The organism is Streptomyces sp. MRC013, from assembly GCF_023614235.1.
GTDB lineage: Bacteria > Actinomycetota > Actinomycetes > Streptomycetales > Streptomycetaceae > Streptomyces.
On the sequence record NZ_CP094264.1, the window covers coordinates 4,512,408 to 4,524,774 of the forward strand.

The window sequence follows — 12,367 nt, forward strand, 5'->3', positions numbered from 1 at the left end:
ATCTCCCGGCGCCCGGGCCCCGGGGCGAGGGCGGCACCGGCCTCCCGGCGTGCCCACACCCTAACGCGCTGTTCCGTTCACTGTTCGACGATGACGACCATCGAACGGCAGTCTCGTCTCCGTGTGACAGCGCGTCAAGACTCCGGGCCGAACGGGTTCGAACACCGCGGCCCCGTGCAGCACCGGCCCCGCCGCGGGTCCGGGCGGGGTCCACGGGTCAGAAGCGCCCGGCGCCCAGGTCGCGCGAGACGGCGCGCGCGCACTCGCGTACGGCGGCGACCAGCCCGGAGCGCGGCTCGCCCCCCTCGCAGATCCGCTCGACGGCGCCGGTGACGGCCACCGCCCCCACCGCCGTCCGCCACCGGTCGTGGACGGGCGCCGCCACCGACGCGACGCCCTCCCAGGTCTCCTCCACGTCCGCGGCCCAGCCGCGCGCCCGCGCCAGCTCCAGCAGCTCCTCGAGGTCGTCCGCCGCCGTGACCGTACGGGAGGTGAACGCCTCGCGGCGCCCCCGCGCGACCTCGCCGCGTGCCACCGGGTCGTACGCCGACAGCACCTTCCCCAGCGCCGTGGAGTGCAGCGGCTGCATCGCGCCGACCTCCGGGACCTGGCGGCTGCCGTCCGGGCGGAAGACGTGGTGGACGACGAGCACCCCGTGCCGGTGCGGGACGCCCAGGTGCACGCTCTCGCCGCTCGACCTGGCCAGGTCGTCCGTCCACGCCAGCGCCCGTGCCCGCAGCTCGCTCACGTCCAGGTAGCCGCAGCCGAGCCGCAGCAGCTCCGCCCCCAGCCGGTACCGGCCCGACGCGGCGTCCTGCTCGACCAGCCCCTCCGCCTGCAGCGTGCGCAGGATGCCGTGCACCGTCCCCTTGGCCAGGCCGAGGGCCGACGCGATGTCGGAGAGGCCCAGCCGGCGCTCCCCGCCCGCGAGCAGCCGCAGCGTCGCCGCCGCTCGCTCGAGCGACTGGATGTTCTTCGCCATCCCGGCCTGCTTCCTCACTCCGCGGTTCGACGCTGCCGAACGATATCCGTCTCCGCCGACCCACGGCCACACGGGACGCCCCCGTACGAGCTGTACGGACGGCACTCCGCCCCCGCCCGGCGTGCCGTCCGTCACGTGGGACGGCGTGTCCGTCCCACCCGATGGCGGCTACGCTGGCGGCGTGCGCCCCCTCCCGGGGGCGCAAAGCCGACAGCCGTCGCATCCCAGGGAGCACCTCCATGGCCTCGTCGCCGTCCCCTTCCCCCACGTCCGCCGACAGCCGCGCCCGGGTGGCCGCGCTCCGCGACGCACTCGCCACACGGGTGGTCGTCGCCGACGGGGCCATGGGCACGATGCTCCAGGCGCAGGACCCCACCCTCGACGACTTCGAGAACCTCGAAGGCTGCAACGAGGTCCTCAACCTCACCCGGCCCGACATCGTCCGCTCGGTCCACGACGCGTACTTCGCCGCCGGGGTCGACTGCGTCGAGACGAACACCTTCGGCGCCAACTTCTCCGCGCTCGCCGAGTACGACATCGCCCACCGCGTCCACGAGCTCTCGGAAGCCGGCGCGCGCATCGCCCGCGAAGCCGCCGACCGGCACACCGCCGCCGACGCCCGGCAGCGCTGGGTCCTCGGCTCCATGGGCCCCGGCACCAAGCTCCCCACCCTCGGCCACGCCCCGTACACCACCCTCCGGGACGCCTATCAGAGCAGCGCCGAGGGCCTGGTCTCCGGCGGAGCCGACGCCCTGATCGTCGAGACCACCCAGGACCTCCTCCAGACCAAGGCCGCCGTCGTCGGCGCCCGCCGCGGCCTGGAGGCCCTCGGCGCCGACGTGCCGCTCATCGTCTCCGTCACCGTCGAGACCACCGGCACCATGCTCCTCGGCTCCGAGATCGGCGCCGCGCTCACCGCGCTCGAACCCCTCGGCATCGACATGATCGGGCTGAACTGCGCCACCGGACCCGCCGAGATGAGCGAGCACCTGCGCTACCTCGCCCGCCACTCCCGCGTCCCCCCTGTCCTGCATGCCCAACGCGGGCCTGCCCGTCCTCGGCAGGGACGGCGCCCACTACCCGCTCACCGCCCCCGAACTCGCCGACGCGCAGGAGGCGTTCGTCCGCGAGTACGGCCTGTCCCTCGTCGGCGGCTGCTGCGGCACCACCCCCGAGCACCTGCGCCGGGTGGTCGAGCGGGTGCGCGGCCTCACCCCGGCGCCCCGCGACCCGCGCCCCGAGCCGGGGGCCGCGTCCCTGTACCAGAGCGTGCCGTTCCGGCAGGACACCTCGTACCTCGCGATCGGCGAGCGGACCAACGCCAACGGCTCCAGGAAGTTCCGCGAGGCCATGCTCGAAGGCCGCTGGGACGACTGCGTGGAGATGGCCCGCGACCAGATCCGCGAGGGCGCGCACATGCTCGACCTGTGCGTCGACTACGTGGGCCGCGACGGCGTCGCCGACATGGAGGAACTCGCCGGCCGCTTCGCCACCGCCTCCACCCTGCCCGTCGTGCTGGACTCCACCGAGGTCGACGTGGTCCGCGCCGGCCTGGAGAAGCTCGGCGGGCGCGCGGTGATCAACTCGGTGAACTACGAGGACGGCGACGGCCCCGACTCCCGCTTCGCCCGGATGGCCGCCCTCGCCCGGGAACACGGCGCCGCGCTCGTCGCGCTCACCATCGACGAGGAGGGCCAGGCCCGCACCGCCGGGAGGAAGGTGGCCGTCGCCGAACGGCTGATCGCCGACCTCACCGGCAACTGGGGCGTCCGCGAGGAGGACATCCTCGTCGACTGCCTCACCTTCACCATCTGCACCGGGCAGGAGGAGTCCCGCAAGGACGGCGCCGCGACCATCGAGGCCATCCGCGAACTCAAGCGCCGCCACCCGGACGTGCAGACCACCCTCGGCCTGTCCAACATCTCCTTCGGCCTCAACCCGGCCGCCCGCATCCTGCTCAACTCCGTCTTCCTCGACGAGTGCGTCAAGGCGGGCCTCGACTCGGCGATCGTCCACGCCTCCAAGATCCTGCCGATCGCCCGCTTCGACGAGGAGCAGGTCACCACCGCGCTCGACCTCATCTACGACCGCCGCCGCGAGGGCTACGACCCGCTCCAGCGGCTGATGGAGCTGTTCGAGGGCGCCACCGCCAAGTCCCTCAAGGCGGGCAAGGCCGAGGAGCTCGCCGCCCTCCCGCTGGAGGAGCGCCTCAAGCGCCGCATCATCGACGGCGAGAGGAACGGCCTGGAGGCCGACCTCGACGAGGCCCTGCGCACCCGCAAGGCCCTCGACATCGTCAACGACACGCTCCTGGACGGCATGAAGGTCGTCGGCGACCTGTTCGGCTCCGGCCGGATGCAGCTGCCGTTCGTCCTGCAGTCCGCCGAGGTCATGAAGACGGCCGTCGCCCACCTCGAACCGCACATGGAGAAGGTCGCGGACGGCGGGGACGCCGTGGGCAAGGGCACCATCGTGCTCGCCACCGTCCGCGGCGACGTCCACGACATCGGCAAGAACCTCGTCGACATCATCCTCTCCAACAACGGCTACAACGTCGTCAACCTCGGCATCAAGCAGCCCGTCTCCGCGATCCTGGAGGCCGCCGAGGAACACCGGGCCGACGTCATCGGCATGTCCGGGCTCCTCGTCAAGTCCACCGTGATCATGAAGGAGAACCTGGAGGAGCTCAACACCCGCGGCCTCGCCGCCAAGTACCCCGTCATCCTCGGCGGCGCCGCCCTCACCCGCGCCTACGTCGAGCAGGACCTGTACGAGATCTACCGGGGCGAGGTCCGCTACGCCCGCGACGCCTTCGAAGGGCTGCGCCTGATGGACGCCCTCGTCGCCGTCAAGCGAGGCGTCCCCGGAGCGGCCCTCCCCGAACTCCGGCGGCGCCGCGTCCGCACCGCCGCCGCGGCCGTCGAGGAGCGCGAGCCCGAGACCGGCGTCCGCTCCGACGTGGCCACCGACAACCCCGTGCCCGAGCCGCCCTTCTGGGGAACCCGCGTCGTCAAGGGGATCCAGCTCAGGGAGTACGCGTCCTGGCTGGACGAGGGCGCCCTGTTCAAGGGGCAGTGGGGTCTGAAGCAGGCCCGCACCGGCGAGGGACCCGCGTACGAGGAGCTCGTCGAGACCGAAGGCCGTCCCCGGCTGCGCGGCTGGCTCGACCGGCTCCACACGGACAACCTGCTCGAAGCGGCCGTCGTCCACGGCTACTTCCCCTGCGTGTCCAAGGGCGACGACCTCATCGTCCTCGACGAGGCCGGCAACGAGCGCACCCGCTTCACCTTCCCCCGCCAGCGCCGCGGCCGCCGCCTGTGCCTGGCCGACTTCTTCCGGCCCGAGGAGTCCGGCGAGACCGACGTCGTCGGCTTCCAGGTGGTCACCGTCGGCTCCCGCATCGGCGAGGCCACCGCCGAGCTGTTCGCCTCCGACTCCTACCGGGACTACCTGGAGCTGCACGGCCTGTCCGTCCAGCTCGCCGAGGCCCTCGCCGAGTACTGGCACGCCCGCGTCCGGGCCGAGCTCGGTTTCGCCGGCGAGGACCCGGCGGACGTCGAGGACATGTTCGCGCTCAGGTACCGCGGCGCGCGCTTCTCCCTCGGCTACGGCGCCTGCCCCGACCTGGAGGACCGCGCCAAGATCGCGGACCTGCTGCGGCCCGAGCGGATCGGCGTCCACCTCTCCGAGGAGTTCCAGCTCCACCCCGAGCAGTCCACCGACGCCATCGTCGTCCACCACCCGGAGGCGAAGTACTTCAACGCCCGCTGACCCGCCCGGCACGCCCCGCCCGCCGCCGGGCGCCCGGCGGCGCGGCGCGCCGTACACTGGTCGGCCCAGCGCAGGCCGGCCGCGTGCCCCCACCGGATCCCCCGGCGGGGGGCACCCGGCCGGCCTTCCCGTCCCCATGGAGGTGTGCCGGATGACCAGCACGGTCCCCGCGTTCCCGAGCCGAGCGGCCGACGGGTCGGCCCTCCAGGCGGTGTTCCTCGACATGGACGGCACGCTCGTCGACACCGAGGGCTTCTGGTGGGACGTGGAGGTCGCGGTCTTCCGGGACCTCGGGCACGAGCTGGAGGAGTCCTGGCGCGACATCGTCGTCGGCGGCCCCATGACCCGCAGCGCCGGCTACCTCATCGAGGCCACGGGCGCCGACATCGCCCTCCCCGAACTGACCACACTGCTCAACGACCGGTTCGAGGAGCGCATCGGCGGCGGCGTCCCCCTCATGCCCGGCGCCGCCCGGCTGCTGGCGGAGCTGAGCGGGAACTCCGTGCCCACGGCGCTGGTGTCCGCCTCCCACCGGCGCATCATCGACCGCGTCCTGCGTTCCCTGGGCGCCGAGCATTTCACCCTCACGGTGGCCGGCGACGAGGTGCCCCGCACGAAGCCGCACCCCGACCCCTACCTCCTCGCCGCCCGCCGCGTCGGAGCCGACCCGGCCCGGTGCGCCGTCGTCGAGGACACGGCCACCGGGGTCGCGGCCGCCGAGGCGGCCGGCTGCCGGGTCGTCGCCGTACCGTCCCTCGCCCCCATCGCCCCGGCCGACGGGCGGGTCGTCGTCGGCTCCCTCGAAGAAGTGGACCTGGGATTCCTGCGCGCCCTGATCACCGGGACGGACCGGCACGCCCACCGGGCGCGGCCCGCAGGGTGAAGGCGGACCCTCGGCGCCGGGACGTGCGCCCTGGGTGACGGAGGGGGAGCCGCCCCGCGTGACCTTGCTCACCCAGAGTGGCAGCCGCCGGGCGTCCGCACCCGTACGCGTGTCCGGATCGGGCGTTTTCCGAGGTGCCCATCCGTCCGGATTGGCCGGAATGCGCGGGAACCTTCCCGCGCCCCCGAAACCGTACGGTCACGGTCGGAGACCGCCTCCCCGGAGGCCGCACGCTCCGCCCCGACCCGGAATGAGTGGTGAGGGCACTAATCTTTCCGCCGAGCACCCCGCCGCACCCCCGGCGCCGCGGCCGCCGCGAGACGGCCGCGGACACGAGGCCGGCCGGCCCCCGTCCGGGCCCGGTCGCCGCGCCCCGCCGGAGGCCCGCGACGGGAGGCCCCTCGGACGCGCCACCCCCGTGCCGGACCAGGAGTACGCCCATGAACCGCAAGCGCGCGGCACTGCCCGCGATCGCCGGACTGCTGGCCCCCCTCCTCGTCGCCTGCAACGTCGTCGGGACGGGCGAGGGCGGCGCGGGCGGCGCCATCGTCGTCGGGACCACCGACCGGTTCGCCGTCTCCCGGGACGCCCCCGCCCCCTTCGACCCGGCCTACGCGTACGACACCGGCGCCTGGAACGTGCTGCGCCAGACCGTCCAGACCCTGATGCGCGTTCCGCGTGGCGGCGGCACCCCGGTCCCCGACGCCGCCTCCCAGTGCGAGTTCACCGACAGCACCAGCGAGAGCTACCGCTGCCTGCTCCGGCAGGGCCTCGTCTTCTCCGACGGCAAGCCGGTCACCGCCCGGGACGTCGAGTACTCGGTCGAACGCGTCCTGGCCATCAAGTCCGACAACGGCGTCGCCGCCCTGCTCTCCAACGTCGACGCCGTCGAGGCCGGGGGGGGACCGCGAGGTCACCTTCCGGCTGAAGACGCCCGACGCCACCTTCCCGTACAAGCTCGCCACGCCCGTCGCCGGCATCGTCAGCCGCGACAGGTACGAGGCCACCAGGCTCCGCGAGGGCTTCCAGGTCGACGGCTCCGGCCCGTACACCATGAGGCCCCGCGTCCGCGACGGACGCCTCGCCGGCGTCTCCTTCACCAGGAACCCCCGCTACAAGGGCGACGTCGCGGTCCGCAACGACGGCGTCGAACTGCGCTCCTTCGACGACGCCGCCTCCATGGCCGAGGCGCTGAGGGCCGGCGACATCGACATGATGACCCGCACCCTGGAGCCCGAGCAGATCGAGGAGCTCGACGCCCAACCGCGGGAGGGCGTCAAGCTCACCGAGGTGCCCGGCCTCGAGATCCGCTACCTGGCCTTCGACACCGAGGCCCCCGTCGTCGGGGACAAGGCCGTGCGCCAGGCCATGGCCGCCCTCGTCGACCGCGACCGCCTCGTCCGCAGCGTGTACGGCCCCACCGCGAAGCCGCTGTACTCCCTGATCCCGTCGACGATCGTCACCCACAGCAACTCGTTCTTCAACAAGTACGGCGACCCCAGCCGCGCCAAGGCCGCGGCCATCCTGCGCGGCGCGGACGTCGACACCCCCGTCAGGCTGACCCTGCACTACACCACCGACCACTACGGGGCCGCGACGGCCAGGGAGTTCGCCGCCCTGCGCGACCAGTTCAACGAGAGCGGCCTGTTCGACGTGACCGTCCGGGGCGCCGAGTGGTCCGCCTTCCGGCCGGCCCAGAAGCGCGGCGACTACGCCGTCTACGGGCTCGGCTGGTTCCCCGACTTCCCGGACCCCGACAACTACATCGCCCCGTTCCTCGACGCCGACAACTTCCTCAACACCCCCTACATCAGCAAGGAGGCCCGCGAGCGGCTCATCCCCGCCTCCCGCCGGGAGGCCGACCGCGCCGCCGCGGCCCCCTCCTTCCAGCGGCTCCAGGACATCGTCGCCGAGGACGTCCCGGTCCTCCCGCTCTGGCAGGGCAAGCAGTACGTCGCCTCCCGCTCCACCCTCACCGGCGTCGAATGGGCCCTCAACACCTCCTCGGACCTGCAGCTCTGGGAGCTCGGCCGGGGTGACGCCTGATTCCCGCCGCACCGAAGAGATCCAGAGGCAAGGTTCCAGTGAAGGCATACGACAAGTGGCTGACGGTCCCGCTCGCCGCGGGACTCGCGGTCGCCGCGATCGGCGGCTGCGGCACCGACGGGGGCGCCGACGCCGGCGGCTCCGAGAGGATCGTCGTCGGCATGTCCGACCGGGTCCTGGCCACCGACCCCGCCGCCGGGTACGACCCCGGCTCCTGGCTGCTGTTCAACAACGTCTTCCAGTCCCTGCTGAGCTTCCCCAAGGGCGCCACCACGCCCCAGCCGGAAGCCGCCGAGCGGTGCGGGTTCGACAAGGGCGACAGCACCGTCTACCACTGCACCCTCCGCGAGGGCCTGGAGTTCAGCAACGGCAACCCGCTCACCTCCGAGGACGTCAGGTTCTCCTTCGAACGCGCCCTGAAGATCGACGACGAGAACGGGCCCGCCCCGCTCCTCTCCACCATCAAGAGGGTCGAGACCCCCGACGCCAGGACCGTCGTCTTCGTCCTCAAGGTGCCCGACGCCACCTTCCCCAGCAAGATCGCCTCCGGTGCCGGCTCCATCGTCGACCACCGCGAGTACCGGGCCGACCGCCTCCGCACCGACGGCGGGGCCGTCGGGTCCGGTCCGTACCGGCTGGACTCCTTCGACGACGGGAAGGCCGTCTTCTCCGTCAACCCCGGGTACAAGGGCTCCGCCAGGATCAAGAACGGCGGCGTCACCCTGAGGTTCTACGACGGCGACCGCAAGGCCCTCGCCGAAGGGCTGGTGAAGGGCGACGTCGACGTCGCCTATCGCGGCCTCGCCGCCGAGGACATCCGGAGGTTCGAGGACTCCCCGGCCGACGGCGGGAAGGGCGTCGAGGTGGTCGAGGGCTCCAGCGCCGAGGTCCAGTACCTGGTCTTCAACATGAAGGACCCGGTCGCCGGCAGGCTCGGCGTCCGCAGGGCCATCGCCCACCTCGTCGACCGCCGGGCGCTCGTCCGGGACGTCCACCACTCCACGGCGACCCCCCTGTACTCGGTCGTCCCCGCCGGCATCCTCGGGCACAACACCGCCTTCTTCGACCGCTACGGCGACCGCCCGCGGCCCGACCTCGCGAGGAAGGCGCTCCGCGACGAGGGCATCGAGGGCAAGGTCGAGATCACGCTCCACTCCACGCCCAGCCGCTACGGCCCCGGCACGAACGAGCAGACCGAGGCCATCGCCGCCCAGCTCAACAGGAGCGGGTTGTTCGAGGCCCGGGTGGAGTCCGTCGAGTACGGCCGGTACGAGAAGGAGATCCGGGCCGGCAGGTACGGCGTCTACGTCAAGGGCTGGGTCCCCGACTACCCGGACCCGGACAACTTCGCCCAGCCGTTCTTCGGCAGGGACAACGTCCTCGGCAACCACTACGAGAACGCCGAGATCACCGGCAGGATCATCCCGGACACCGCGGCGGCCGCCGACCGCGGCGCCGCCCGGGACGACTTCGACCGGCTCCAGGACATCGTCGCCGAGGACGTCCCGCTCCTCCCGCTCTGGCAGGCCAAGCAGTACGCCGTCGCCCGCGGCACGGTCTCCGGCCTGGAGTGGACCCTCGACGCGTCCACCGTGTTCCGGTTCTGGGAGATCGGAAAGGACTGACCCCGGCCGGCCGGCCGGCCGGGCGCCGGTGCCCTCCCCGCGGATGCGCCACGGGGGCACCGGCGCCGCCCCTCCCCGCCCGCGGGGGCCCGCCGGTCACTGCGCGCCCGGCCGCACCAGGCCGCTCTCGTACGCGTACACGGCCGCCTGCACCCGGTCCCGCAGCCGCAGCTTCGTCAGCACGTGGCCCACGTGCGTCTTCACCGTCGTCTCCGAGACGAACAGGTCCGCCGCGATCTCCGCGTTCGACAGCCCCCGCGCCACCAGCTTCAGCACCTCCACCTCCCGTTCCGTCAGGGTGTTCAGCGCGTCCGGCACCGGCTCGTCCCCCGACGGCAGGTGACCGGCGTACTTGTCCAGCAGCCGCCGCGTGATGCTCGGCGCCAGCATCGCCTCGCCGGCCGCCACCACCCGGATCGCCTGCACCAGCTCGTGCGCCGGGGCGTCCTTCAGCAGGAACCCGCTCGCCCCCGCCCGCAGCGCCTCCACCACGTACTCGTCCAGGTCGAAGGTGGTCAGCACCAGCACCTTCGCCGGGCCGTCCCGTCCCGGCCCCGAGATCCGGCGCGTCGCCTCCACCCCGTCCATCCGCGGCATCCGCACGTCCATCAGCACCACGTCCGGCTGGAGCGCCCGCACCCGCTCGAGTGCCTGCAGGCCGTCCCCGGCCTCACCCACCACCGTGATGTCCTGCTCCGCCTCCAGAATCATCCGGAAACCGGTACGCAGCAGCGGCTGGTCGTCGACCAGTAGGACGCGGATGGCCACGGGCACTCCTCAAGAGATCGCTGGATCCGGCCCATTCTGCCCCGACCCGGCCGACCGCACCGGCAGCGGGTAGACCGGGGGAGTCCCCCCGAACTCCGGGCAGAACGCCCGGTGGTCGCACCAACCGCACAGCTTCGTCGGCCGCGGCCGCCAGTCGCCCGTCTCCGTCGCCCTCCGGATGGCCTCCCACAGGGCCAGCAGCTTCCGCTCCACCCGCCTCAGGTCCGCCATCACCGGGTCGTACGTCACCACGTCGCCGCTGCCCAGGTACACCAGCTGCAGCCGCCGCGGCAGCACCCCCTTCAACCGCCACACCACCAGCGCGTAGAACGTCATCTGGAACAGCGCGCCGTCCCCGTACTCCGGGCGCGGCGCCCTGCCCGTCTTGTAGTCGACGATCCGCACCTCGCCCGACGGCGCCACGTCGACCCGGTCGATCACCCCCCGCAGCCGGAGCCCCGACTCCAGCTCCGTCTCCACGAACAGCTCCCGCTCCGCCGGCTCCAGCCGCGTCGGGTCCTCCAGCGCGAACCACCGCTCGACCAGGTCCTCGGCCTCCCGCAGCCAGCGCCCCAGCCGCTCCCCGTCCGCGTCGCCCTCGAACAGCGAGGCCAGCTCCGGACGCGACTCCAGCAGCCGCGACCACTGCCCGGGGACCATCGCCCGCGCCCTCGGAGCCGTGCGCTCGGCCGCCGGGTCGTCGAAGAGGCGCTCCAGCACCGCGTGCACCAGGGTGCCCCGCGTCGCCGCCGGGCTCGGCTTCTCCGGCAGCCTGTCGATCACCCGGAACCGGTACAACAGGGGGCACTGCATGAAGTCCCCGGCACGGGACGGCGAGAGCGACGCGGGCGGCTGCGGGCACGAGGTCATGTCCCCGACCCTATGACCCGCCACCGACAGCCGTCGGCATACCATCGACGGCGGGGAACACCGCACTCCGCATGACCGGGCGGGGACGACCCCGGCCCACCCGCCCCCACGCCGAAGGGAACCCGTGAACCAGGACGACGAGAACGGCGAGGGCACGCGCCCGCGGTCCGCGCCCACCCGAGACACCCCCGGCTCCGACGGGCGGCGCCGCGCCGAGCCCGGCGGCGGCCTGCTCATGGGCCGGATCCTCGGTGTGCCCGTCTACGTCGCCCCCAGCTGGTTCCTCGTGGCCGCCCTCATCACCTGGGTCTTCGGCGGCCAGCTCGACCGCGTCCTGCCCGAGCTGGGCGGCGCCCGCTACCTGGTCTCGCTGTTCTTCGCCGTCGCCTTCTACGCCTCCGTCCTCGTCCACGAGCTCGCCCACACCGTCGCCGCGCTCCGCTACGGGCTGCCGGTCCGCCGCATCCAGCTCCAGTTCTTCGGCGGCGTCTCCGAGATCGAGAAGGAGTCCGAGACCCCGGGCCGCGAATTCGTCCTCGCCTTCGTGGGCCCCCTCCTCTCCCTCGTGCTCTCCGGCGCCTTCTACGCCGGGCTGCACGCCGTCGAACCCGGCACGGTCCCCGGCGTCCTCCTCGCCGGCCTGACGATCTCCAACCTGCTCGTCGCCGCCTTCAACCTCCTGCCCGGCCTCCCCCTCGACGGCGGCCGGATGCTCCGCGCCGTCGTCTGGAAGGCCACCGGCGACCCCATGAGCGGCACCGTCGCCGCCGCCTGGGCGGGCCGGGCCCTGGCCGTCGCCGTCCTCCTCGGCCTGCCCCTGCTCACGCGGACCGGCGTCCTGGGCGGCGCCGCGGACCCCAGTGGCATGGACACGGTCATGGACGCGCTCCTCGCCGCCATCCTCGCCGCGATCATCTGGACCGGCGCCGGCAACAGCCTCCGCATGGCCCGCCTGCGCGAACGCCTCCCCGCCCTGCAGGCCCGCACCCTCACCCGGCGCGCCGTCCCCGTCCCCCCCGAGACCCCGCTGTCCGAGGCGCTCCGCCGCGCCAACGAGGCCGGGGCCCGCGCGCTCGTCGTCGTCGACGGCCGGGGCGAGCCCACCGCCCTCGTCCGCGAGACCGCCGTGGCCGGCGTGCCGCGGCACCGCCGCCCCTGGGTCGCCGTCAGCGGCCTCGCCCAGGACCTCACCGACGGCATGAGGATCCCCGCCGACCTCGCGGGCGAGGCCCTCCTCGAAAGGCTCCGCGAGACCCCCGCCACCGAGTACCTCGTCGTCGAGGAGACCGGCGAGGTGTACGGCGTGCTGTCCACCGCCGACGTCGAGCGCGCCTTCGTCCGGGCCATGGCCCGCCCGGGCCCCGCCCGCCGCTGACCGGTCCCGCCCCGCGCCGTGGTCCGGGCCCCCGTCACCGCCGGGTA

The 12,367-nt window shown here is 73.5% G+C and carries 6 protein-coding genes and 2 pseudogenes; 5 read left to right on the forward strand and 3 right to left on the reverse strand.

What is annotated here, in order from left to right; all coding sequences use genetic code 11:
* Positions 1-217 precede the first annotated feature (217 nt).
* The gene (locus LUW75_RS20480) at positions 218-982 is read right to left on the reverse strand and encodes an IclR family transcriptional regulator (protein WP_250336917.1); all 765 of its coding nucleotides are present in this window, start codon (positions 980-982) and stop codon (positions 218-220) included.
* Between the two features lie 239 nt (positions 983-1,221).
* Between LUW75_RS20480 and metH the strand changes: the two are divergent.
* The 4 genes and pseudogenes from metH to LUW75_RS20500 all read left to right on the forward strand — a co-directional run bounded on the left by metH (position 1,222) and on the right by LUW75_RS20500 (position 9,307).
* A pseudogene (gene metH, locus LUW75_RS20485) lies at positions 1,222-4,753 on the forward strand (methionine synthase).
* 151 nt (positions 4,754-4,904) lie between these two features.
* Positions 4,905-5,636, forward strand: coding sequence for an HAD family hydrolase (locus tag LUW75_RS20490; RefSeq protein ID WP_250336918.1), 732 nt, complete (start codon positions 4,905-4,907; stop codon positions 5,634-5,636).
* A gap of 440 nt (positions 5,637-6,076) precedes the next feature.
* Positions 6,077-7,682, forward strand: a pseudogene (locus LUW75_RS20495) (ABC transporter substrate-binding protein).
* 38 nt (positions 7,683-7,720) lie between these two features.
* Entirely contained in the window at positions 7,721-9,307 is a 1,587-nt protein-coding gene (locus LUW75_RS20500; RefSeq protein WP_250336919.1) for an ABC transporter substrate-binding protein, read from the forward strand.
* A gap of 96 nt (positions 9,308-9,403) precedes the next feature.
* Here the strand turns inward: LUW75_RS20500 and LUW75_RS20505 are convergent, their stop codons facing one another.
* Positions 9,404-10,075: a response regulator gene (locus tag LUW75_RS20505; RefSeq protein WP_250336920.1), complete on the reverse strand. Its 672-nt coding sequence runs from the start codon at positions 10,073-10,075 to the stop codon at positions 9,404-9,406.
* A 9-nt stretch (positions 10,076-10,084) separates the two neighbouring features.
* Positions 10,085-10,945, reverse strand: coding sequence for a RecB family exonuclease (locus LUW75_RS20510; RefSeq protein ID WP_250336921.1), 861 nt, complete (start codon positions 10,943-10,945; stop codon positions 10,085-10,087).
* A 124-nt stretch (positions 10,946-11,069) separates the two neighbouring features.
* On the opposite strand from LUW75_RS20510, the gene LUW75_RS20515 reads away from it, so the two are divergent.
* Positions 11,070-12,320, forward strand: a complete 1,251-nt coding sequence (locus LUW75_RS20515; protein WP_250336922.1) for a site-2 protease family protein — start codon at positions 11,070-11,072, stop codon at positions 12,318-12,320.
* The last annotated feature ends 47 nt before the right edge of the window (positions 12,321-12,367 follow it).